The organism is Reinekea blandensis MED297 (assembly GCF_000153185.1).
GTDB classification, from domain to species: domain Bacteria; phylum Pseudomonadota; class Gammaproteobacteria; order Pseudomonadales; family Natronospirillaceae; genus Reinekea; species Reinekea blandensis.
The window spans coordinates 497,101-521,508 of record NZ_CH724152.1; the positions used below are offsets into that span (position 1 = coordinate 497,101).

Annotated in this window: 21 protein-coding genes; 9 read left to right on the forward strand and 12 right to left on the reverse strand. The window is 53.2% G+C overall.

Translation table 11 applies throughout. The features are described from left to right. Positions 1-35: 35 nt before the first annotated feature. Entirely contained in the window at positions 36-1,364 is a 1,329-nt protein-coding gene (locus MED297_RS13895; RefSeq protein WP_008045949.1) for a deoxyguanosinetriphosphate triphosphohydrolase, read from the reverse strand. A gap of 47 nt (positions 1,365-1,411) precedes the next feature. After that, complete coding sequence (locus MED297_RS13900) at positions 1,412-3,724, reverse strand: hybrid sensor histidine kinase/response regulator (RefSeq protein ID WP_008045950.1); 2,313 nt, start codon at positions 3,722-3,724, stop codon at positions 1,412-1,414. Between the two features lie 86 nt (positions 3,725-3,810). Between MED297_RS13900 and radA the strand changes: the two genes are divergently transcribed. Further along, entirely contained in the window at positions 3,811-5,196 is a 1,386-nt protein-coding gene (gene radA, locus MED297_RS13905; protein WP_008045951.1) for a DNA repair protein RadA, read from the forward strand. A 93-nt stretch (positions 5,197-5,289) separates the two neighbouring features. Then, the gene (locus MED297_RS13910) at positions 5,290-6,318 is read left to right on the forward strand and encodes an AraC family transcriptional regulator (RefSeq protein WP_008045958.1); all 1,029 of its coding nucleotides are present in this window, start codon (positions 5,290-5,292) and stop codon (positions 6,316-6,318) included. Here MED297_RS13910 and MED297_RS13915 read toward each other — a convergent pair. The 9 genes from MED297_RS13915 to MED297_RS13965 form a co-directional block, all read right to left on the reverse strand. Continuing rightward, positions 6,276-8,675, reverse strand: a complete 2,400-nt coding sequence (locus MED297_RS13915) for an HD domain-containing phosphohydrolase (RefSeq protein ID WP_008045959.1) — start codon at positions 8,673-8,675, stop codon at positions 6,276-6,278. The genes MED297_RS13910 and MED297_RS13915 overlap by 43 nt on opposite strands. 141 nt (positions 8,676-8,816) lie before the next feature. Next, positions 8,817-9,323, reverse strand: coding sequence for a flavodoxin family protein (locus MED297_RS13920; protein WP_008045960.1), 507 nt, complete (start codon positions 9,321-9,323; stop codon positions 8,817-8,819). A gap of 83 nt (positions 9,324-9,406) precedes the next feature. Continuing rightward, positions 9,407-9,781 carry a hypothetical protein gene (locus MED297_RS13925; RefSeq protein WP_154650948.1) on the reverse strand — a complete coding sequence of 125 codons (375 nt, stop codon included), beginning with the start codon at positions 9,779-9,781 and terminating at the stop codon, positions 9,407-9,409. A 164-nt stretch (positions 9,782-9,945) separates the two neighbouring features. Beyond that, complete coding sequence (locus MED297_RS13930; RefSeq protein WP_008045962.1) at positions 9,946-10,188, reverse strand: VF530 family protein; 243 nt, start codon at positions 10,186-10,188, stop codon at positions 9,946-9,948. A 127-nt stretch (positions 10,189-10,315) separates the two neighbouring features. Next, positions 10,316-10,708 carry a GNAT family N-acetyltransferase gene (locus MED297_RS13935; protein ID WP_008045963.1) on the reverse strand — a complete coding sequence of 131 codons (393 nt, stop codon included), beginning with the start codon at positions 10,706-10,708 and terminating at the stop codon, positions 10,316-10,318. A gap of 84 nt (positions 10,709-10,792) precedes the next feature. Beyond that, a complete protein-coding gene (locus tag MED297_RS13940) occupies positions 10,793-11,155 on the reverse strand; it encodes an iron chaperone (protein ID WP_008045964.1) in 363 nt (120 codons plus the stop codon). A 1,017-nt stretch (positions 11,156-12,172) separates the two neighbouring features. Next, positions 12,173-12,835 carry a coiled-coil domain-containing protein gene (locus tag MED297_RS13955; protein WP_008045986.1) on the reverse strand — a complete coding sequence of 221 codons (663 nt, stop codon included), beginning with the start codon at positions 12,833-12,835 and terminating at the stop codon, positions 12,173-12,175. A gap of 115 nt (positions 12,836-12,950) precedes the next feature. Further along, positions 12,951-13,283, reverse strand: coding sequence for a hypothetical protein (locus MED297_RS13960; protein ID WP_008045334.1), 333 nt, complete (start codon positions 13,281-13,283; stop codon positions 12,951-12,953). An 84-nt stretch (positions 13,284-13,367) separates the two neighbouring features. Then, the gene (locus MED297_RS13965) at positions 13,368-13,769 is read right to left on the reverse strand and encodes a hypothetical protein (RefSeq protein ID WP_008045993.1); all 402 of its coding nucleotides are present in this window, start codon (positions 13,767-13,769) and stop codon (positions 13,368-13,370) included. Between the two features lie 625 nt (positions 13,770-14,394). On the opposite strand from MED297_RS13965, the gene MED297_RS13970 reads away from it, so the two are divergent. From MED297_RS13970 to MED297_RS13995, 6 genes are all read left to right on the forward strand, one after another. Continuing rightward, positions 14,395-16,065, forward strand: a complete 1,671-nt coding sequence (locus MED297_RS13970; RefSeq protein ID WP_008045995.1) for a bifunctional protein tyrosine phosphatase family protein/NAD(P)/FAD-dependent oxidoreductase — start codon at positions 14,395-14,397, stop codon at positions 16,063-16,065. 241 nt (positions 16,066-16,306) lie between these two features. Further along, a complete protein-coding gene (locus MED297_RS13975) occupies positions 16,307-17,869 on the forward strand; it encodes a cytochrome ubiquinol oxidase subunit I (RefSeq protein ID WP_008045997.1) in 1,563 nt (520 codons plus the stop codon). Then, positions 17,869-19,011, forward strand: coding sequence for a cytochrome d ubiquinol oxidase subunit II (gene cydB / locus MED297_RS13980; RefSeq protein WP_008045999.1), 1,143 nt, complete (start codon positions 17,869-17,871; stop codon positions 19,009-19,011). The genes MED297_RS13975 and cydB overlap by 1 nt, the downstream gene beginning before the upstream one ends. A gap of 10 nt (positions 19,012-19,021) precedes the next feature. Then, entirely contained in the window at positions 19,022-19,144 is a 123-nt protein-coding gene (gene cydX, locus MED297_RS21920) for a cytochrome bd-I oxidase subunit CydX (RefSeq protein ID WP_008046001.1), read from the forward strand. Between the two features lie 3 nt (positions 19,145-19,147). Next, entirely contained in the window at positions 19,148-20,791 is a 1,644-nt protein-coding gene (locus MED297_RS13990; protein WP_154650951.1) for an ATP-binding cassette domain-containing protein, read from the forward strand. Further along, complete coding sequence (locus MED297_RS13995; protein ID WP_008046004.1) at positions 20,788-22,365, forward strand: ATP-binding cassette domain-containing protein; 1,578 nt, start codon at positions 20,788-20,790, stop codon at positions 22,363-22,365. Before MED297_RS13990 ends, MED297_RS13995 begins: the two co-directional genes overlap by 4 nt. Before the next feature lie 55 nt (positions 22,366-22,420). Here MED297_RS13995 and MED297_RS14000 read toward each other — a convergent pair whose 3' ends face one another. Next, positions 22,421-23,386: an AraC family transcriptional regulator gene (locus MED297_RS14000; protein ID WP_008046005.1), complete on the reverse strand. Its 966-nt coding sequence runs from the start codon at positions 23,384-23,386 to the stop codon at positions 22,421-22,423. A gap of 236 nt (positions 23,387-23,622) precedes the next feature. Between MED297_RS14000 and MED297_RS14005 the strand changes: the two genes are divergently transcribed. Beyond that, the gene (locus MED297_RS14005) at positions 23,623-24,369 is read left to right on the forward strand and encodes an SDR family oxidoreductase (protein WP_008046010.1); all 747 of its coding nucleotides are present in this window, start codon (positions 23,623-23,625) and stop codon (positions 24,367-24,369) included. The last annotated feature ends 39 nt before the right edge of the window (positions 24,370-24,408 follow it).

A 24,408-nucleotide genomic window follows, 5' to 3' on the forward strand; every position in this document is an offset into this window, starting at 1 on the left:
ACTGCCTATGTTCGCTGGTTGAAACGGCTGGCGGGTCAGCCCGGGCTGGAAATCTGACGGGCCAGATAAGAAGCGTAGTTATCGGTCATGCCCGCGATGTTATCAACCATGCGTTGGTAGATTTCATACTGACTCATCTGCGGTCCGGGCGCTTCGCCGGACATCAGATCGAAGACGCGTTTGGTGCGGTAAGACAACTGCTTGGCATCGCGTTTCTGATGAAACTCGAAGCCGGCCTCAATGAAGGTTTCAAGCAACGTCGACAACACGGTGTAAGCACCGATTTCGGTTTCGGTTTTCTGCACATCCATGAAGACTTTGTTGAAGGCCAGGTCTTTGGCACGGCCGATGCCATTGCGGATCTGGTCCGGGCAGGAAGCGATCAGGTCGCCCTGGAACTGACCGGAGAGAATGCTGTCCATCTCCCGGACAAAGGTGGCGACCACCGCATCGACAATGCAGCCAATGGTTTTGCTGCGCAACGCCGATAGTTGCCGCGCCGCAGAAACGTTACCGCTGTCATCCAGCGCCAGCACTTTGGTGCCCTGAATGTCGAGAAAGATTTCCTCGACGTCGGCAAACTCGATGATGCTCAGCTCGACGGCATCTTCCAAATCGATCAGCGCATAACAGATGTCATCGGCCGCTTCCATCAAATAGCTCAGCGGGTGTCTGGCAAAGCGATGTTCATCGATGCGAATGAGCCCGAGTTTATGACCCAGTTCCTGCAGAATGCGTTCTTCACTCTGGAAGCAACTGAACTTGCCTTTGTGGTTCGCGCCACTCGCAGTCCACGGATACTTCAACGACGCACCGAGCGTCGGGAAGGTTAATCGCAAGCCGCCATTGTTCAGGTGGTACTCGGTTTGCGCGAGCGTTCGAAAGCCCTGCGCATTGCCTTCGAACATTTCGAAATCACGTTTTTGTGCATCGGTCAGACCAGACAGATACTTTTGATTGTCCGGTCGTTTGAACCAATCCTGAATAGCGTACTCGCCTGCGTGCCCAAACGGTGGGTTGCCAATGTCGTGCGCCAGACAGGCCGCTTGCACAATGATGCCGAGATCATCCGGTTGAAACCCCGGCGGTAGTTGATCGCGAATGGTTTCCCCGACTCGAATGCCCAGGCTGCGACCGACACTGCCGACTTCCATCGAATGGATCAGGCGATTGTGAATGTGGTCGTACTTAGCCAGCGGATGCACCTGGGTTTTACCACCGAGCTTGCGAAACGCGCCCGAAAACACAATGCGATCGTGATCTTTGTGAAAATGACTGCGACCCATGTCTTCATGACCCAGGCGTTCATGGCCGTGTCGTTCGGTTGTCAGTAGCTGGTGCCAGTTCATCCGTTCGGTTGTCATGGGGCGGGTGTCCGTCTGTTTGCGTGAATGTCTGAATCGAGGACAGTTTAAAGCGCCTGAAGGGCGGTTGCCAGCGCATCCAGTGTGACCGGCTTGCTCAGATGCCCATCCATTCCTGACGCCAGTATCTCATCACCATAGGTTTCAAGCGAATGTGCGGTTACTGCCAGAATCGGAATCGGTGACACATGTTTGGCGACTTCAATCTCGCGGATTTTTCGCGTTGCGGTAAAACCGTCCATTTGCGGCATTTCGCAATCCATAAGGATGACGTCGTACTGCTCGAAGTGTTCAAAGTATTCACTGACCACCTGTGTGCCATCGCAGGTTTCGGTGACCTGATGACCCAGCCGTTTTAACAAGCCTGTTAAAACGGTGCGATTGACCGGGTTGTCATCGGCAATCAATATCCGGAGCGTACGGACTTCTGCAGCCTGCGACGGTTCTTTATCTGTGAACGGCGGATCAACAATGCGGGTAGGAACCAACAGTTGAACCGTGGTGCCCTGGCCTTCTGTTGATTCCAGTGAAAGGTGACCCTCCATCAAGTCGACCAGTGACTGTGCGATGTGCAAACCAAGACCGGTGCCTTTGCGTTCTTCTTCTGCATCCTGGCGTACCTGAACGTAGGGTTGAAACAGACTTTTCAGATGCGTTTCTGGAATGCCCCGACCGGTATCGTCGATTTGAATGGACAGACTTGGATGACGATAGTCAGCGGTCATCCGGACCTGGCCCTGGTCGGTGTACTTAATGGCGTTGCCGACAATGTTGAGCAACACCTGTCGCAAACGAACCGGGTCCAGCTCTACCCAGTCGGGCACATGGTCGCTTACCGTCAGTTCGTATTGAAGTTTCTTCTGTTTAATCTGGCTATTGAGAATCTGGAACACCTGACCCATCAGTTTACGTAGATCCACCGGTTCCGGGCGTAACCGTATTCGTCCGGTTTCCAGCCGGGATAAATCCAGCAAATCGTTAATGATGGTCAGCAGTGTTGTCCCACTGTGGAAAATTACGTCGTTGAGGTGATGCGCTTCTTTGCCATGCAGGTGCGCTTCCAAGAGCTGGCTGGTACCGATGATGCCATTCATCGGCGTACGGATTTCATGCGAGACCTGTGCGATCAGGTTCGATTTCGCCTCACTTTCCGCACGCGCCTGTTTGCGACTGTTGAACAGCTCCCGCATGCGCAAACCCACTGACCAGGTCAACACCAGATTGTGCGCCGCAAAGGCAATTTTCAGATAGATCCACAGCATGGACACATCGGCGCGGATGACTCCGAAGGTGGCCAGCGTGACGATGGCGGTCAGTAAACTCCATAGCGACCAGGCGAGAAAAAATGACAGGGCATAGGGCGACTGTTGATGCCGGTGCTGATGCAAAGAAATCAGTGGGATGACAACAAACGTCAGGATCGCCAACAGCGAACCCAGCGGCAAGATCGGAAACGCTTTCGAAACCATGCGCCCGGCAATAAAAGACGCCCCGAGGATCATGATGGCATACATGAGCCAGCGAGCACGCGAACGATTCAGACTCAGGTACGTCAGCGTGAAAAAAGCCGACGAAATACTGATCAGTGCAATGCTGCTTTGCCCAATCAGGTAAGCAAGGGACGACGAGTAGCGAAACAGGCTGTAGGTGTACCCTTCGGCATAGAGAAAAAACAAAAACGCCGAGCCGACGAAGGCAACGTAGCCTAAGTGGCTGAGATCGCGACTGGACAGAAACAGACCCAGATGTAACGTCAGGAAGGCGATGTAGATGCCGTAAAACAGCCACTCAATCATGCCGTCCTGGCGGAATTCGATCATCGCCTGCTCGGCCGGGTACAATCTTCCATTCACATCGAGGTAACCGACATGTTCAATCTTCACCAGCAGTACAAGAGATTGGCCGTTGGTGTCCGGCAGGGGCGTGTTCAGTTGCGGCAGTGGCAGGTGCCGACTGTCCTCGTAAGGGCGTGCCGCGCCGATAGTAAAGGTGTCGATAATGCCTTCTGGCGTCAGCCACCATCCGGAAACGTGATTAATACCGCGATTGTTGAACACAATATACCAGCGTTGAATATCACTGCGGTTGTTCAGCGATAGTTTCAGCCAGTGTGCACCTTCGGTCATGCCCACACTGCCGGCCGGATTGTCGATGGGTTGCCAATCGCTGTCCGTTCGCTGCAATGCCTGTTCGATTGAGGTGATTTCGATATCGGGGTTCAGTACCTGCCAGGCACCATTGATCGGAACCGGGCGATCTTCCAATAGCAATTCCTGACTCCACGCAGGTGAGAGCAGCAGGCAGAAGAGTGCCAATCCAAGGAGCAGAAATTGTCGGTTTTGCCCGGTTTTTGAATCCATTAACTCAGTATAGCAACGACTTTGGCGGTTGCGCTTGAAGTGCGCTTTCGATATAACAACCGCACGATTTACTGGACGGATGCACAGTGGCTAAAACCAAGATTCAATTTGTCTGTACCGATTGCGGTGCCGAGTTTTCCAAATGGCAGGGGCAATGCACGGAATGCAAAGCCTGGAACACGCTGAAAGAGTTCAAAGAAGCCAAAGGGCCGGCTAACCGTCCGGATTTTCAGCAGGATGCCCGCTTTAAAGGGTATGCCGGCACTCACTCCAAGGTACAGTCATTGAGCGATGTGAATCTCGATGAGCAGGCGCGCCTGGTGACGGGGATCGGTGAGTTTGACCGGGTCCTGGGTGGTGGTCTGGTGAACGGCAGTGCCGTGCTGATTGGCGGGCATCCGGGGGCTGGTAAAAGTACGCTGCTGTTGCAAACACTCTGTCATCTCGCCAAACAGCAGTCGGTGCTGTACGTGACCGGTGAGGAATCGGTACAGCAGGTAGCACTGCGGGCCAAGCGCCTGAACTTACCACGGGATGACTTAAAAATTCTTTCCGAAACCAGTGTCGAAGCCATCACTGAAGTATCTAAAGAGCTCACGCCGCGCATTCTGGTGATCGACTCCATTCAGGTCATGCACGCGCCGGACATCGAAAGTGCGCCGGGCAGTGTCTCTCAGGTGCGCGAGTCTGCGGCCTGGTTGACCCGGTTTGCCAAACAAACCGGTACGGTGCTGATCATCGTCGGTCATGTCACCAAAGACGGCTCGCTGGCCGGCCCGAAAGTGCTGGAGCACATGATCGATGCTTCAGTGATGCTGGAAAGCTCGGGCGATTCCCGCTTTCGCACACTTCGCGCCATTAAAAACCGCTTTGGCGCCGTGAACGAGTTAGGCGTGTTTGCCATGCTCGACACCGGCTTGAAAGAAGTGAAAAACCCAAGCTCGATCTTTTTAAACCGTTCCGATGAATCCTCCTCCGGCTCAATCGTCACCGTCGTCTGGGAAGGCACCCGCCCGTTGCTGATTGAGTTTCAGGCATTGGTCGATGGCACCACCATGGGTCATCCGCGTCGGGTGGCCGTGGGGTTGGACACCAACCGTCTGAACATGATGCTGGCCATTCTGAACCGACACGGTGGCGTCTTTACCGGTGACCAGGATGTCTTCATTAACGTAGTGGGTGGCGTACGGGTGAACGAAACCGCCGCCGACCTGGCCAGTGTGTTGGCGATTCTGTCGAGCCTGCGCGACAAACCGCTGCCGAGCGATTGGGTGGTATTTGGCGAGATCGGCCTGAACGGCGAGGTCCGCCCGGTGCCCAACGGCCAGGAACGCATTGTCGAAGCGGCCAAACACGGCTTCCGCAAAGCCATTGTGCCGATCGGGAACAAACCCCGGAAGCCAATCGACGGCATTACTATCGTACCGGTTAAAAATCTGGATGAGGCGCTGCAACGGTTGCGGGAGGACTGACCATTCGCATCCTCGGTGCTCCGTTCGAACTCTACCTCGACGGCAACAGGGCCGGGCGTTAAACTGCCGACTCACCTTCGGACAGTGAACGCCATGGCTACTGTGTCCAACGCCATTCTACGAGCGCATTATCAGCAAGCTGAATGCAGCGGGTATTTTCGTGAAGATCGTTTGGTTGATGCCGGCCTGAACCTGCAGGCCGTGCAAAACGGGCAGGGCCGCAGTTCAGCGGATGCCTTCGCCCGTTGGCTGTCGTTACTGTGGCGGGAGAACGACGACGAGTCCGGTGGTTTTTTACCGCAACCGGTAAAAAGCGGGACGTTCGCCATGAGCATGCACGCCATCATTACCGCCGGGAACCTGCGTCGTGCCTTGCTGCGCAGCAGTCAGTTCTATCGGTTGGTCAATCCGCATCTGGTGGTGGATCTTCAGGAGCAGGGCGAAGAAGCGCATCTGGTGTTTCGCCTGGGGCCGGAAGGCGAGCCATCGCACCCGGTGTTCTACGATGCTCTTATCGTGCTCTGGCTGCGATGGTCGAGTTGGATCATCGACCAGCCTTTGTTGCTGGAACGGGTCAATGTAGCCTTTGATACACCCGAGTACGGCGATGAATATCCCTATATGTATCAGTGCCCGGTCTACGTGAATCAATCGGATTGTCGGGTGATTCTGGCAAAACGCTATCTCGACCAACCGCTGGCGCGCTCGCCGGCCGATCTGGCGGACTTCCTCAGCTTGGCACCGGGCAATCTGCTGGTGCAGTTTCAGCCGCAGGACAGCGTTTCGGCTTCGGTGTTGTCGTTGTTTTCGGAACACGGCGAGGCGCTAACCGATCAGCAATGGGTTGCCGAGCATCTGGCGGTGTCCGGTGCGACGTTGCGGCGACAGTTAAAACGCGAAGGCACATCGTTTCAGCAGTTAAAAGATCAGTGGCGGCGTAAAGAAGCCTATCGTCTGCTTAAGCATTCCACGCTGACCTTACCTGACATCAGCACACAGCTGGGTTATTCCGAACTCAGTGCCTTTTCCCGTGCTTTCAAAACCTGGACCGGACGATCGCCGCGCAGTGTCCGCGATCATCATTCTGCACCGGTTGGCTCGGGTGACCGCGAACCCAGATAGTCGTTGATGTTAATGGCATCAATCTGCTCCGGTCGCAGGTAGGTTTGCGCATATTGCCGGTACAGTCCACTGGTCAGTAAAAACTCAAACGAATCGCGATCAATGTGCTGTTCTTCGACCATTGAAGACAGAATACTCAACGTCTGGCTCAGTGTTTTCCCCGTTTTATAGGGTCGGTCGCTTGCCGTCAGCGCTTCGAACACATCAGCCAGCGCCAGCATCCGTTCAGGGATCGACAGTTCCTCGCCCTGCAATTGCCGTGGGTAACCACGACCGTCCATACGTTCGTGGTGCGTAGACGCGTAGCGGGGCACATTAGAGAGTTCTTTCGGGAACGGCAGCGCTTCGAGCATGCGGATGGTACTGATGATGTGTTCGTTGATTTTAAAGCGTTCTTCGGCCGTCAGCGTGCCGTAACTGACCAGCAGATTGTGCAGCTCCCCACGGTTGTATAAGTCTTTGGGCACGTTCATACGAATGCCCAGACGCGTCATGTAGTCGGTGCTGTGTTCACGCGCTATGCGATGTTCTGGCGCATCCCGGAGCAGGTTTTCCCAAACCGGTAACGATTCGGGCGGTGGCGGGAAGCGTTTGGCTTCCTGATGCGACAGACCAAGGCGGTCGTCAAAGTGTCGCAGCCAGGGCGTTTGCGCCAGTTCCTGCAAGCGTTCCTGCTTGTCTTCACTCATAAACTCACTGCCGATGTTGCACTCCGCGATGAACGCGAAATCGTCGGTGAGCTGCTGTTGCCGTTGCCGGCATTCCTCTTGCCATTGTGCACGTTGGTCTGGTGCTTTCAGGCACTGTTGCAGGTAATGAATCTCGGCATCCCGCCACAGCACTTCGAAGCGTGTGCGGATTTCATGGATGCGGTTGTGAATGGTTTCCAGCTTGGTGGCTTTATCGACGACAAATTCCGGCGTGGTGACTTTACCGCAGTCGTGTAACCAGGCGGCCACCCGCAGTTCCCGCCAGGCCTCTTCGCCACGCACGTGAAAATCTTTAAACGGCCCGGTGGTGGCCTGGTCGGCCGACTTAACCAGTTGCAACGCCAGTTCCGGAACGCGGGCACAATGCCCACCGGTGTAAGGCGACTTCTGGTCAATGGCCTCGGCAATGAGTTGGATAAACGCATCCAGCAGATCACGTTGATCCTGCTCTTGCTTCTTGATGGTCTTCACCATGTTGATGATCGACTCGGACAGTTCATCGATTTCAACAATGTGCGAACGAACGCGGCGGACTTTTACATCGCGACGTTCGCGGATTTTTTCGTTCTCGGCCGCAAGCTCCCGTACCGGCCGAACAATCGGGTAAGCAAACGCCCAGGACAATGGCAGAATTAACGCCAGCAGCCCGGCGCTGACGGCCAGTGACACGCGTAAACGCGCCAGGAAGGGTTCATTCACGACGCGTTCGGACACCAAAACGCCAAAGTATCGTGGCTGGCGGGTATTCACCGCCGGAATATCACTGACATAAGCAAAGTAAGGGGTGCCGTCGATGGTGACAGGCTGCAGACCGGTTTCGCCATTACCGGCCATGTCGACCAGCAGCGCCGCCGGGTCCGGGCCGGCCTCCGGACCTTCATCGGTCCGCGCCAGCATCTGGCCGTCCTGTTGGAAAATAAACGCATCCCCGTTTCGGCCTTCAAAGCCCTGATCCCGAAGGAAGTCCGACAGCGACGGCAGCAGAAGGTCGATCCCCAGTACAGAGCGTTGATCCGGCAGTAGGGTCGACAGAGTGACGCCGGGTGTCTGGAGTTGCGCAAAACGGTAAGGCTCAGTCTGATACAGCCGGTTTTCATTGTTCGCGAGGCGATACCAGGTGCGCAGCCGAGGATCATAGTTGGTCGGTTCGTCGCGTGTGTTAAGTCGATTGAACTCGGCATCGTAATGCTGAAACTCACGGACGCGCCCGGTGGGCGTATCGAAGACGCGGACTTCCACCCATTGATCGGTCGGCCCGGCGTTTAACGCTTTACGCGCCATAGCACTGGCATCGAGATTAATCAGCTCGTAAAAATCCCCCGTGCTGCGGCCAATATAGAGCCCGTAAAACACCGGGTTTTGTGCCAGCGCCTTGGCAAACAACCGACGAGTAGTAATCGATTCGTTCGGGTCAGTCAACGCGGGGAACTCAGCAATTAACCTGACGGTATCGGCACTTTGCCGTTCCAGATTAGTCAGTCTCGACACCACCGCCGATGCGGTTTGGGTGTAATTGTTGCGGGCCGCCGACAACGCCTGCCGTTGCCCGAAATAGTATTGAAGGCCAATGGCCATGCCGGACAAGACCAGTGTGACCAGCATGAAAACCGAGACGGTGGTGAGCTGAATGCTGAAACGATAGTTCATCGTTCGTGCCAATTTGAACAGGTTTCTAAGAGTTTAGTGTTAAATTTTGAAATTTCCCGGAAGATCGGCAATTTTCTTTCGCTGTTAGGGTTGGCGGGGGCAGGCAGAACGTGAGGGGATGACGCTCGTTTTTATGAACGCCTACCCTTGGAGGCGCGCGACAAACTCGCTTATGCCAGGTATCGAGTGGTTCGGGTCAATATCCTCGTCGACGGGGCAATAAAGCATTCCCTGATAGGGCATGCCTAAATAGCTAAAGGTCAGCTTGAATACATCTTCAAAGCAGGGTGGCGGGTAATCCCAACTGCCCGTTGCAATCACCGAGCAGTTCAAGCCTTTTAGCTTCCTACCTAAGTTTTTCTCGATGGTTAGCAGATCGGAAAAACGGTCAAAAAAGATTTTAAGCTGCGCGCTCATCGCGTACCAATACACCGGAGTTACAAACACAACATGGTCAAACGAAACCAGTTTCTCAATGAGGGGTAAAAAATCGTCGTGGCGGTTTCGGTGCTCATAGTCGTACACGGAAATGTCGTAATCATCTAAGTTAAAGACAGAGACACGGCTCAGCTTTTCAGCGACCAGGTTTGCAAGCTGAACGGTATTGCCCTGTGGCCGGGACGAAGCGATTAGGAATGCTGTGCTCAAGGGGTGTCCTTCTAGGGTGCGAATGAAACATAAAAGTATACGAGTTGAGCTACGTGTGGAATGCCCGGTTTAGGCGAACCGATTCAGTACTGAGACGCGTACTCAATGATCGCCTTGGCAGGTAGTACGTTATTTGAGCGCAGGATTAACCTCCCGGATGATGAATACAAATGCACTGAAAAATCCCCATCAGACAGTAACGATTGTGCACCATCAGCATCGATATAATATCCATCTTTATCCGGCTGCCCATGCGCCAACGCCGAGACGTAGATAAGCTGATGGCTTTCAGCATCGACAGTCTCCAAAACGGCCCATTGGTCGATGTACGACTGGATGCTTTCATCGGAGGCGACAACGATGACCGTCGTCAGGTTCATCTCAGTTCGATAGTCCTGCGATAGTTCGGACGAGAGTGTGCTCAGGTTATATCGGTTATCGCCTTGTGCGATCTCCACTGCGTGCACAAGCGGCAAGCAAAAAAGGAGTATTAGAGTGAGTTGTCGCATCGTCCCTCGTATGTTCCTGATGATGTTTTTGGGTTAGGCCGGAGGCTCAGTTCAATAGCAGCTGACTACAGCGTTATTAAAAGCATACTCGCAGCCCTAGCATGGCTTTAGCTTCAGGGTCTCCCCCAAGGGGAGTCGTTCGAAAACGTTGAAATATACAGCTTTTCGACTTTGTCTCTTGCCCATTGAGTCTTTCGTAAGAATTTCAACGAAGACTTAATGGACGGGTCACTCTTAAAGCAGTTAATGTCGATTCTCTGAGCGAGTCCGCTCCATCCGTAGTGTGCCACCAAACTCGTTACAATCTTTTCGAGTGTGAGGCCGTGTAATGGGTTGTTGGGTTGCTGATCGCTCATTATTAGAGATTCACCTTTATAAGTACCGAGAATTTTTGTTCATAAGGTTAACGGATTGGGCAGGGCAACGGTATTGAAATGGCATAATGTTCGTGGTGAGTACGGTGCTTTTAACCATAGTCGCTTGTTACGTAGTTACCACAGTGCCATTTTCGACCTCTTTTTTCACTTTCCAGCCCTGTTTTGTATACAACTGTGGAATGTCTGTAAGTGCATAAAGCATTGGCGAAACGCTCACCGCGAGGTCAACGAGCTTAGAAGCGATACCCTTACCCCGAAACTCAGGTAGAACATAAAGGGCATTTAACCAAATAACCTCATCATTGCCATCTGGCTCCAAAAATGAGGTAAACGAGGCACCGCCAATAACCCTACCTTCATGCAGAACCGCAATTGGCCTGGGAATAGGCAACCCAGACCGACACTTTTCGAATACGCTTAAGTCGTTCCATTCTGAGTTTAATAACCGCAATAACTGTTCAGCTTCGCCTGACTCAAACTCTATTTGAACGATTTTCATAAGTAGTAAGTGCCGATTAGAGCATTCGTTTGTAGCAATGGCCGGTCTTTCCGCTGCCATTGCCTGCAATTGTTATGGGGTAGGTTAACCACGGACTTGAGCGTTCCTAAACTTAACCATTTCAATGATTAATTGTTTTGGCAAGGGTTTGTTTAATGGGAACTGGATAGAGCCTTTCGCATACTTGAATTCACTCAGCCGTTCTTGAAAGGCCTCAATGGTATCCGGATGGGGATAAAACCCAATATGCTTTGCATAGCCTGCAATCATGATTTGTTGTTCGCGCTTGCCACCTTCGATTAACGCAAATGCGGGTATCTTGTAATTCATATGCTCAGAAACGTGAGGGGCTGCTTCCCAAATATATTCTCGGATTTCTGATAATGCTTCAGATGTCTTTTGTGGTTGATTCGCGATATAGGCATCGACTTCACTTGATCTTTCCATTGTATTTGACTCTATTACTTTCTTGTAACGTTCTTGCGCTGGCGCGAACGATAGCCAGTCGAAGGCCCGCCTGCGATAGCGGGTTAATAAAAGCGGGCATGTTTCAGCCACGTCTTGTTAAGATTCGGGGTGCTCGGGCAAATCTACGACAACGGTTTTTTCCCCACAAACACTGCAACTTTTATGAATACTAAACTTAAACTCAAACAAATATGAGAAGTACTTCGAAAACTTAGCTCCGCCCCAAAATATGAGATAAAGAAACAGCCCTACACTAAGTACTGCATCAAGAGCTTCTCCAATAAAATCGAACCAGTTGTTAGCGCCTATTTCAGCGGCATGAAATGCGGGTACAAGTGAAACCCGAGTATTTTCAATCACGAAGCTTACGATCAAGAAAAAAATCAAAAAGATAATCCCAAATACTATGGAACCACCAACAGCATCTGCTGGGTTAATCCAAAACCTAATCTTTCGTTTAAGCTTATTATTGCAGTTATTACATTTCATAGAATCTTAACATTTTTGTTTTGCGGCGAGGTTACGAGTCCAAAGCCCGCCGAGTTACCGGTTTTGCGCGCTGACCCAACAATTTCTTGTTAAGTACCAAATCGCCGAATTATAGATTTGCAGTTTTCTAAAGTGCATTCTTTAGCCCAAGTGGTTGCCCGCTCAATATCAGGCTGATGTTTTTCTAGCGCAGATTTAGACCAGTGAATCCTCACTGGACCCACAGGTAAATGATCTACTTCTGACATAACACCAGTGAACGCAGCGAAGTCCTCGTCTCTGTCTTCTAAGCCAACTGCAAAACGAAGCTCACTTAGAAGTAACGCACCTTCTAGGTAATCCAGAGTACCATCCAGCATCTTCGAAGCAACTTCGACAGACTCCAACCTTTTCTTCTGTATGTATTCTTCCCGGGACATCGTCATAAAAGTACTTAACACCCGCAGCACAGGACAACTTGAAGCGCAGCGGAAAGTTGGTCCGAGTGACTGCGTTTGTTATGAATATTTAGTCTTCACTTTCGTCTAGCATTGTATGAAGAACCGCTTCTAGATCCTCCGGAGTAACAACTTCAGCATCTTCTTCTAGTACTGATAGCACAGCATCATGAATACTAACTGCTGTTGGTGACATACCCTCAACCATATCCTTTAACCTGACGAGTTCTAAGTTGTGCTCGTTTAACTTTTCTTCAAAGAATTCGATAACCTCAGGATTAACTGAACTACTATGCTCAAGGTGGTGTGTAAAGTTAGCGATTGATGATGCGATATCATCGATTCTGTCGACAGAAGAAGAATGCTGTTCCTTAATGGAACTCACCTCTTTGCTAAGTTCGGCTACATTTTCTAAAAGTTTTTTTATGAGGGAGCTCTGTTTTTCTAGTTGATTTTCTAACGAAGAAACGGCGCTCCCTAATTCTTTTACTTCAGCCCTGTATTTTTTGCTTTGTTCTCGCTCTTCTTGCGCTTCTTCACGCCTCTCTTTAAGTTCAGCTCGGATATCCTTTATTTCTGATTCAAACCTGCTATTCGTTTGCCCTAAAGCTTCATTCGATTTTTTTAGGCCATCAATACTGCCTTGAAATACCTTATAAATTCCGACAGACGCAATGACAAACAACACTACGCCGGGTCCATACGCGGTAAGCACATCTATTATTGGTTGCATATCGATCTCCTTTGCTTGAATTTATTCATAACGCCGCTAGCACGCGCGGCTTTGTAGTGAAGGCGAAGCCGCAACGGAAAAGCCGTCGCCGTGCCTGGCCTTGTTAAACGTTGCCCTAGCCCTTGGCATTACTGGCATACTCAATAGCCAGAAGCATAAGAATCTTCAGCGCGAAATCGCCTACCTGTCTCTGGTAAGCCTGAAGCGAAGTAGACAAACTGGCTTTAAGCTCAGAAACATCTCTTTCACTTATGCTGGCAGGAATCGGCGCATCGAGTCCCTGCGCCACAACTGTTTTAGACTCTTTGATGAGCGGCATTATAGCTGAGACTGTTTGCGCTACTGTTTCTTCTGAAAAACCCCTTTCTGTAAGGGACTCCCGCAGCGCGTTTTCTATTTCAAGGTCATTCCGTATTTCCCGACTAGGGAATTCAACAATCTTGCTCATATAGATACCGTTTAACGCCGCCAACACAGGCGAGTGTCAGCGAGTCCAGCCTGCGCTTTTTGCGGGCGATTGTGCTTGGCTTTGTTAGGTGATTTCAACGTGCAGCCGCCACTCTGGTGAATTACTTGAGTAGTTTTCCTTTTCTGAGTATTCACTAATATAGCTATAGCCTTCTCCTCGACCTGCAAGATCATTTAGAAACTCTTGCAGGCTAGATAGAACACAGTTGCTTCCATAGATTCTTAAGATATCTCTATTATTCCAATCATCCATTGAGAAGTAGTCATTCGTTTTATTTTGGAGAGAGGTAAAAAGCTCTTCTTCTGTCTCATCTCGAATGATCTCAATTGATATATCAGACTCTGATAGCATCAAAGTCGGGTTTTTAGAGCTAATAGCTTTGCCGACAAAATCTGCAAATTGATTATATTCCTCTGGCTTTGCGTACAAAACCAGATCATCAATTAGTCCATTTGAGCGGAACATTTGTCGAGCCTCGATTCTCACTATTTATTCACCTAACAGTTTATTACTCGGCTACCGCCGATATATCCCTGCGCCGCGTATGCAAGGAATGGATTTGTACCCTACGGCGCTCTAAGTCTCTAATGTAGAGGCGTTGCGAATTGCTTGTCAATTTCACAAGCATGATATTTAAGCGCGAGCCGAAGTATTACGGACTTTGCTGCGCCTGTAACGCCCAGAAATCGGGGGGAGTAATAAGTTGTTCCTGATAGCTGTTCGCCGGTTTCCAGTTAAATAAGCTCGCGCACAAGTATTCGGGATATTTCCGGATAAACCAACGCAAAACGACGGCAACCACTAATAAAACGCGCACTTCACCGCTGGCTGTACCCGCTTGGTTACAACAAACCTCGTTTTGAAAAACATGACCTTGTGTTGTTCTTGCAAGACAGGCATCTGTCTTCAGGAGGCTTGGATATTGTTAGATCTGCATGCTGTTCCTGGTTGGTGGGACTGTCCCCTCTTTAAGTTCTCGAGTTGCCAGGCCTCTTAGACCAACGTCTAGTTTGCGTTTTTTAAAATATATATTAGATTTATCTAAATAAGAATTAATGAATTCATACACAGATACATAACCGAGGTGACTATGGATATCCGCCAGATAAATGAGCTGTTCAGTGTCTCTGGCCAGCTGCAGGCAGACGATGTTGCCGTGCTGGCCAAAAACGGCATTCAAACGCTGATTATTAACCGGCCCGATGGTGAAGGGGCCGATCAGGTGTCTCATGACGAAATCCGGGTGCTTGCCGAACAACACGGCATGTCGGTGCATTACTTACCGGTGATTTCCGGTGCGGTCAAAGACGAAGAGGCGACGCAGTTTAAAGAGCTGCTGAAGTCGTCCGCGCAACCCATCCATGCCTATTGCCGGACCGGGATGCGTTCGGTCACGTTGTGGGCGCTGGCTCAGTCGCAAGACGGCGTGGGTTTTGAGTCCATTCAAAATGCGGTGGCGCGGTCCGGGTATGACATTTCCGGGTTGGCCGGTCGGCTGACCGGTCTGGCCCGCAGCGATGCTCACACTCCGAGTTACGATGTGGTCATCGTCGGGGCCGGTGCCGCGGGCATTGCAACCGCCAGCAGTATCCAAAAGCGCGACAGCCGGTTGAGCATTGCGCTGATCGATCCGGCTGAGTATCACTATTACCAGCCCGGCTGGACGTTGGTCGGGGCAGGCGTGTTTAAACCCGAGAAAACCCGACGATCCATGGGCTCGTTGATTCCCAAAGGCGTCGATTGGATTAAATCGGCCGTTGCTCAGTTTGAACCCGAAAAAGACCAGGTATTGTTGGAAGGCTGTCGTCCGGTGAAATACCGTCGGCTGGTGGTCGCGGCCGGTTTGAAGTTGAACTGGGACGGCATCGAAGGGCTGTCGGAAACCCTGGGTAAAAACGGTGTCACCTCGAACTATCGGTTCGACCTGGCGCCCTATACCTGGCAGATGGTTCGCCAGCTTCAGGATGGACGGGCGGTGTTTACCCAACCGCCCATGCCAATCAAATGCGCGGGCGCACCGCAGAAAGTGATGTACCTGTCGGCCGACCATTGGCGTAAGCAAGGGCGCTTGGGTGCCATGGACATTCAGTTTTTTAATACCGGACCGGGTCTGTTTGGTGTGGCCGACTATGTCCCGGCGTTGATGGATTACGTGAAAACCTATGGCATCTCGCTGAACTTTCAGCATCAGTTAGTGAAGGTGGACGGCGACGCGAAAAAAGCCTGGTTCAAACAGGTGGGTGATCAGGCACGGGATGAACTGGTAGAGGTAGGTTTCGACATGCTGCACGTCACGCCGCCACAACAGGCCCCCGATTTTATCCGCAGCAGTCCGCTGGCTGACGACGCTGGTTGGGTCGATGTGGATCAGTACTCGTTGCAGCATAAACGCTATGACAACATCTATGGCGTGGGCGATGTGATGAACGCGCCGAACGCCAAAACCGCCGCGGCCGCGCGCATGCAGGCGCCGGTGGTGGCGCACAATCTGGTGGAATCGCTGCATGAAGGCCGCCAGGTCAGTCAGTACAACGGTTACGGCAGCTGCCCATTAACCGTTGAGCGCGGCAAGATCGTTCTCGCCGAGTTTGGTTACGGCGGTAAGTTGTTGCCAAGCTTCCCGAAATGGATGGTCAATGGGCTCAAGCCAACCCGAGCCGCCTGGATTCTGAAAGAACGGCTGCTGCCGGAAATCTACTGGTCGCTGATGCTCAAAGGGCATGAATGGATGATTGAGCCGTCTCTGGAAGACGTCCGTTAACAAACACCAACCATTTGGCTAACTAAAAACCGCACTCAACAGTGCGGTTTTTTCGTTTTGGGGCCGGACAAATCGCGCGGAAAGGGTTGGTTAGATCAATTAAAAATTAAATGGGTATTTTATTTACACTTTTACAACAGTTTTGTAGGCTGAATCGGGTATGATTTGATCTATAGCAAATCATGCTAAGCATATACCTAATTAGAATAACAAGCGCACTCAGGCTGGGAAGGAGACGTTCATGACCGATACGCTGCTCGAGCTTTCAAGGCTGCAATTTGCCCTGACGGCGATGTACCACTTTATTTTTGTGCCCCTGACGCTGGGTATGACCTTTATGCTGGCCATTATGGAGTCGGTGTATGTCATGACTCAGAAACAGGTCTATAAAGACATGACCAAGTTCTGGGGCAAGTTGTTTGGCATCAACTTCGCTCTGGGGGTTGCGACCGGCATCACCATGGAGTTTCAGTTCGGCATGAACTGGTCTTACTACTCCCACTATGTCGGCGACATTTTCGGTGCGCCACTGGCGATTGAAGGGCTGATGGCGTTCTTCCTCGAGTCGACCATGGTCGGTCTGTTCTTCTTCGGCTGGGATAAACTCTCGCAGGTGAAGCACTTAATTGTTACCTGGCTGGTGGCCATTGGTTCAAACCTCTCGGCCTTATGGATTCTGATTGCCAACGGCTGGATGCAGCACCCGGTCGGCTCGACGTTGAACACTGAAACCATGCGCATGGAAATGAGCAGCTTCGCCGAGGTGATCTTTAACCCCGTTGCGCAGGTGAAGTTTGTGCACACCGTTTCCGCCGGTTATGTGACCGCCGCTGTGTTTGTGCTGGCGATTTCGTCCTGGTACTTACTTAAAAATCGTCATGTCGCGTTTGCCCGCCGTTCGTTTGCCATTGCCGCCAGCTTCGGTCTGGCCTCGGTGTTGTCCGTTATCGTGTTGGGCGATGAAAGCGGTTATGAACTGGGCGACGTGCAGAAAGTAAAACTCGCCGCCATTGAGGCCGAATGGGAAACGCACGAACCCCCCACGTCCTTTACCGTCATCGGGTTCCCGAATCAGGAAGCGGAGCACACTGACTTCGCGATCAAAATTCCATGGGCGATGGGCATCATTGCCACCCGCTCGCTGGATGAAGAAGTCACGGGTCTGAAAGATCTTAAAGAAGAACATCGCGACTACATCGAATCCGGTCTGATCGCTTATAACCTGCTGGATGACGTACGCGACGGCAGCGCCACACCGGCCGAGCAGCAGCAGTTCGACGCGCATCAGGAGAATCTCGGTTATGCACTGTTGGTTGAGCCGTTTACCACCGACATGAGTAACCCCGGTTCTGAAGCCATTGATCGGGCGGTCGATTACAGCATCCCGCCAGTGGCGCCGCTGTTCTGGGCATTCCGCATCATGGTGGGTTCCGGCTTCTTTATGTTGGCCGTCTTTGCCTATGCGTTTTGGGTCAGCGCCAAACACCGAATCACCAAACCGCGATGGTTCCTGAAGGTCGCTCTGTTCACGCTACCATTCCCGTGGATTGCCTCGGAAGCCGGTTGGTTCGTCGCGGAATACGGTCGTCAGCCGTGGGCCATTGCCGAAATTCTGCCGCTGCATACGGCGGTGTCTAATCTCGCGATCAGTGACATCGTCATTTCCCTGATCGGCATCACGCTGTTCTATACGCTGATGTTCATCGCCGGTATGTATCTGATGATCAGGTTCTCGAAAAAAGGCCCGTATTCGGAAGCGACAGATGCGGATGACGTTCAACCACAACTGCAGGAGGCACACTGATGTTGGATTACGAAACGCTGAGAATCATCTGGTGGTTGTTGGTGGGCGTGCTGCTCATAGGCTTTGCCATTACCGACGGTTTCGACTTAGGCGTCGGTGCGCTGCTGACGCTGGTGGGGAAAACCGATAACGACCGACGCGTGATGATCAACACCATTGGCCCGCATTGGGATGGCAATCAGGTGTGGTTCATCACCGCCGGCGGTGCCATCTTTGCGGCGTTCCCGTTCATCTACGCCACGGCATTTTCCGGATTTTATCTGGCGCTCATGCTGACGCTGATGGCGTTGTGGATGCGACCGATTGGCTTTGATTACCGCAGCAAACTGACCGATCCGCGTTGGCGTTCGTTATGGGATTGGGCACTGTTTGCCGGTGGCATTGTGCCCTCCCTGATATTCGGCGTGGCGTTTGGCAACTTATTGTTGGGTGTGCCGTTTGTGTTCGATGACATGTTGAAGGTCACCTACACCGGCAGCTTCTTTGCGCTGTTGAATCCGTTTGCCATCCTGGCCGGTTTAATCAGTGTCGGCATGTTGCTGTTGCACGGCTCGACCTGGCTGCAACTGAAAACCGATGGCGTCATTCGTGAGCGTGCGCGGTTCTTAAGTCTGGTGCTGGGTGTTGTCACACCGGTGCTGTTTATTCTGGCGGGGCTTTGGTTGGCGTTTGGTCTCGATGGCTACGTGATCACCTCCGCGGTGGTGACCGATGCAGCCTCCAACCCATTACACAAAACCGTGGTGGCCGAGTCGGGCGCGTGGATGAACAACTACGCTCAGTACCCGTGGATGCTGGTCGCGCCGGTACTGGGCATTGTGGCACCGGTGCTGGTCAGTCTGTTGAGTATCCGTGGTCGCAGTGGTTGGGCGTTTATTGGCTCGGCCGGTACGCTGGCGGGCATCATACTGACGGCTGGCTTTTCCATGTTCCCGTTCCTGATGCCAAGCTCGTCGCATCCGGGCATGTCGCTGACCATCTGGGATGCCTCCAGCAGCCATTTAACCCTGTCGATTATGTTTTATGTGGCGCTGATTTTTGTGCCGATTGTCCTCGGCTATACGCTGTGGAGTTTCTGGGTGATGCGCGGTCGCATTAAAGAACAGGACGTGGCCGACGGTCACGGTCACACCATCTATTAAGGAGCGCACAATGTGGTACTTTACTTGGATATTAGGCGTCCTTTTGGCGTGCAGCTTTGGCATCATTAACGCCATGTGGCTGGAGATGACCGAAAACCTGGATCGGGACGCGGACGTAGAAGAGGACGCGTAACGTTTGAACTCTCCAATGGCGGCACTGGAGCCGGACATCTCAGCAGGTCGCTGGGGGCTCGTCGCATTGCAACTGAGCCGGTCGCTGCTGCTGTGGTGGTGGTTTTACCGGCTCTCTTCATGGCTCGGGGCTGTTCTGCAGGACGGTCTTGATCAGCCATTTCCGGCGCTGACAACGGTGGTTGTCGGCGCCGTTCTGTTTGGGCTGCGTTGGCTTGAAGCCCGCTTGCGCGCCCATCTCGGGCAGCGGGTTCAGCAGGCGTTTTATCAACGGTTTTTCTCTGAACTGTCGCATCGTCGCTGGGCGCTGATCCGTTATAAACCGGTGACCGCGTGGCAGGATGTCTGCTTTCGCCATCTGCCAGCGATGGAAAGTTATCTGCTGGACTACAAAACGCAACAGCGACTGATTGCCATCGTGCCGTTGCTGGTGCTGGGCATTGTGTTTCCGATCAGTTGGTTGGCCGGATTGATTCTGCTGGTCACCTTACCGCTGTTGCCATTGTTCATGTGGTTGGTGGGGGCCGGTACCGCCAGTGTGCAGCGTAAGCACATGCAGGTGTTGAATCGCTTGGGTGGTTTTTTTGCCGACCGGGTTGCGGGGGTGTCGACTGTGCGACTGCTGAATCAGGAAGCCGATCAGTTACAGCGGTTTGACCGGCGCAGTCGGCAACATAACGAACGGTTGGCCGACGTGCTTAAAGTGGCGTTTCTGTCGTCGTCGGTGCTGGACTTTTTTGCCACCGTCTCGATGGCGCTCATCGCCGTTCTGGTTGGCTTCAGTTTGCTCGGGGAAGTGCCCTTTGGTTTTTACGACACCGGCGCCACCTTGTCATCCGGTTTATTTGTGCTGTTGCTGGCGCCCGCTTTTTTTGCGGAGCTAAAAACGCTGGGTCGCTTGTATCACGTGAAAGCCGAAGCGACCGCCTCGGCGGATCTCTGGCAACACACCTTGAGTTGGGTCGAGCCTGAGCACGATAAATCGTTGGTAAAACCTTTCAACGCATTAACCATTCAGCACGCTGAGCTGTTTGGGTTTGATGATCAGTATTTGTTGCAGTTGTCGGAGCTGACGTTGGTCGCGGGCGATCGGGTTTTGCTCAGCGGTGCCAGCGGGGCCGGGAAAACCGTTTTGCTGGATGGCTTAGCGGGGTTGAGAGATTTCCGTCACGACACTCTGACGCTGAATGGTCAATCGGTTCGTTCGTTGTCGAGTCTGCGCGATCAGGTGTTTTATCTCGATCAGCATCCGCCGTTTGTGGAGGGCACCGTACGCGACAATCTGATGCAACCGCATGGCTACGATGATGACTGTCGCCGTGCGTTGACACAGGTCGGGTTGGGTGACTGGCTGGCGCAGTTGGACGCCGGATTGGATTCGGTGATGGCCGAGCGCACGCCCTTGTCGGGTGGTCAGCAACAAAAGTTTGCCGTAGCCCGGTTGCTGTTGTTCGATGCGCCGGTTGTGTTGTTGGATGAACCATTGGCGCATTTGTCTGAGCCGGAACAGAGCGATCTGTTACCGCTGTTGGTGCAGGCCACAGAAGGACGAACGTCCGTTTGGATCAGTCACCACGATTTGCCATCGGTCGGTTTTAACCGCCACTGGTGGGTGGATGGTGAGCGCGTGATGGAGGTGGCTGAGTGAAAACACGTGCGGCCTTGTCATTAGTGCTCCTGTTTACGCATCTGGTCAGTGCGGTGGCGTTGCTCGGGTTATCCGGCTGGTTCATTGCCGCTTGCGCGTTGGCGGGTCAGGCCGGTGTACTGGCGGGGTTTAATTATGTCATTCCGGCGGCCATCATCCGGTTTCTGGCCATCATCCGTTTAGCCTCCGGTTACTTTGAAAAATATCTTGGGCACTTGCATCTGCTGGACAGTCTGCGACAGATTCGTTTCGATCTGCTGGCGTCTGTGTTCCGTGGCGGGCTCGATATTCAACAGGCCGACAGTGCCCGAACCTTACAACAACAGACCGAGCAGTACGCCGCGCTGTGGAGTGCCGTGGTGTCGCCGCTGATCTCGTTAGGCAGCCTGATGGTCGGTCTGGCCGTGCTGCTGACTTTTCTGTTCCCCAACGTGGCCTGGGTCTGGTGGGCGTTTGTTCTGATCGTGGCGGCGGTGCTGGTCGGGTATCACCAGATCAACAGCCGCTGGACGGCGCAGGCCGATGCCGCACAGGCGGAGTACCTTCGCGCTCAACAGCGCTGGTTGCGCACCAGCGTGCTCTGGTCCATGACCGATGATCAGCAAACCCGACAAGATCTGGAACGAAAAGCCCTCCTGGCCGGTCAGTACCGCCGACGTCAGCTTAACCTGATGCCGATGACAGAAGCGCTCCTGCAGACCTTGGGATTGGTTTGGACGTTGCCGGTGTTGATGACGGTAACCCCACAGGGGCTGACGCCGCTGGTGGTGGTCCCGCTGATGATTTTGGTGTCCGTTCGCGACTGGAGTTTGCCGGGGGTGAGCGCCATTGCACAATCGGCTCTGATGCCCGATCTGTCCCAAACCGACTCAACGCCGTTGACCAACACGGCGAGCCACGCCACTGAGGTGACAGCCCCGGTCACCTTAACGTTAACGCAGTTTGCGGGCGAACGGTCGTCGGCCAGTGACTCGGACGGGTTGACCGTTCAACTGACTGGGCCAGGTTTGTATCTGCTGACCGGGCCGACCGGTTTGGGTAAATCCAGTCTGTTGCAGGGGCTGACCGGTGAGCTGCCATCACGAGGCGAGGCACGGTTAAACGACAACGATTTAACGCAATACTCCTCTGAGCAACGCCGACAGCGATTGCATCTGGCGGAACAGAACGGCCATGTGTTTTCCGGAACGTTGCGGGAGAACCTGATGATGAGTGCGCCGCTGGCCACCGACGACGACTGTTGTCGTGCGCTGGCCCAGGCAGGTCTTCGCGATTGGGCCGAGCCCGATCGTCTGGCGCAATGGCTCGGGGATGGTGGCATCCCAATCAGTGGCGGTGAGCGCAAACGGTTGTTGCTGGCCCGGGCGGTATTGAATCCGGCGCCGGTGTTGTTGCTCGACGAACCACTGGAAGGGCTGGATCGACAGACGCAACAGATGTTGATGCCGACGCTGCGCCACCTGGCGCAGACAAAACTGGTGCTGATCGTCAGCCACATTTCGTTGCCAGACTGGCAGCAACAGATGTTGGCGACAACCGGCTCGAGGTTAACGATGAGCCGGTTGCAGGTCTGAGATCACTGAGTGAGTGGTGATCACTGCGCCTGACACTGACCGGGCCAGTTCGATGTCAGCCGGTCAACACCTGCGACTCCTCAGTACTCTGACCCATACCACGCAACAGCGCTGCATCACTGGCCGGCGGTTTTCCGAACAGACGGCTGTACTCGCGGTTAAACTGAGTGGCGCTTTCATACCCGACCCGATAAGCGGCGGTCGTGGCATCAAGCTGTTCTACCACCATGAGCCGTCGGGCTTCCTGAAGGCGTAAATGTTTTCGATACTGCAACGGGCTGAGCGACGTGATGGCTTTAAAATGCTGATAAAAGCCGGAGCGGCTCATGTTCATGCGATCGGCCAGCTCGTCCATGGAATCCGACGCCTGAAAGTTCGCTTTCAGCCACTGAATCGCCTGGGCAATCTGATGACTGTGACTGCCGCTGAGAATCATCTGTCGCAACCGTGCCCCTTGTGGCCCCATCAGCAGATGGTAAAACAGTTCTTTCTTAATCAGTGGCGCCAGAATGGGAATGTCCTGCGGGGTGTCCTGAAGTTCCACCAGACGATGCACAGACTTCATGATCGACAGCGACATTTCACTGACTCCGATACCGCGCTCGGTTTTTCGCGCCGGAATGGAGGGCAGGCGGGCATCCACCATCAGTTCACTTAACACCTGAGTGTCCAGCCCGATGATGATGCCGAGGTACGGGTACTCATCGCTGGCTTCGGTGATCTGAGCAACAATGGGCAGATCCACCGACGTCACCAGATAGCTGTTGGCGTGGTACTCGTAGGCATCTTCTCCCAGTAACACCTGTTTCCGACCCTGGGCAATAAGGCAAAGGCTGGCACCTAAGGTGTAGCTCACCGGATCGGTCGGATGGGTCCAGCGACTGAAATGCATATCGGGAACATCGCTGTTGAAATGGTTCTGATCACCGGTCCAGAAGGCTGTTTTTTCGATAAGCCGCTGATTGAGCCGAAGAAACTCACGATCGTCTCGATTTTTGTGCGGGTGCGATGTCTGTGCCATGGCGGATTCTCCATCGTTATATGGTTCTTATAGTAGTCCGTCGATCAGCGGTTTGTCCTTGGGTTTGGATAAATAGGCAAGAATTCTGAAGATTCGGTGTCATGGCGGTCAGCGCTGTGGCGTTACAGTGTGCCGCACTGACGGGGACAGGCGTTTTGCCGAAACCCGATTATCCTGTACTGACCGACGGTGAGAAGTCGACTCGGTGCTGTTCGTGTTCGCTGAGGAGGTTCAACATGTACGACCGCATTAAAGACAAAGTTATTATCATTACCGGTGCCAGCAGTGGCATTGGCGAAGCCACCGCACGTCGTCTGGCCGCCGAGGGAGCTAACGTGGTGGTTGGCGCCCGTCGTGAAGACCGGTTGAAAGCCATTGCCGATTCCGTGACCGGGGCTGAAGTGTTGTTCCAGGCCACCGATGTGACCAAACCGGAGCAGGTTGAAAGCCTGGTAAAACTGGCGATGGATCGCTTCGGGCGTGTGGATGCGATTTTCAATAACGCCGGCATCATGCCGACTGCTAACCTGAGCGAGTTGCACCGCGATGAATGGCAGCAAATGCTCGACATTAACATCATGGGTGTTTTGAACGGCATTGCGGCGGTTCTGCCGATCATGAAAGAACAGAAGTCCGGCCACATTTTGACGACCGATTCCGTCGCCGGTCATGTGGTGTATCCGGGGTCGGCCGTGTACTGCGGAACGAAGTTCGCCGTGCGCGCCATCATGGAAGGTTTGCGTCAGGAAGAGCGTGAGAGCAACATCCGTTCGACCATCATTTCCCCCGGGCTGGTCAGTACTGAGCTGTATCAAACCATTGCTGATAAAGAGTTTGGTGAGCAGTTGCGACAGGCCTCTGAAATTCCAGGTGTTGGTCTGTCAGCCGACGACATTGCCGATGCCGTTGCCTACGCCGTCAGCACGCCCGATACGGTCGCGGTCAGTGAAGTGCTGATCCGTCCGACCCAGCAGGTGGTCTAAACCGTGCGCCGGCCACTGCCGATTTTCGCCCTTGCGGTC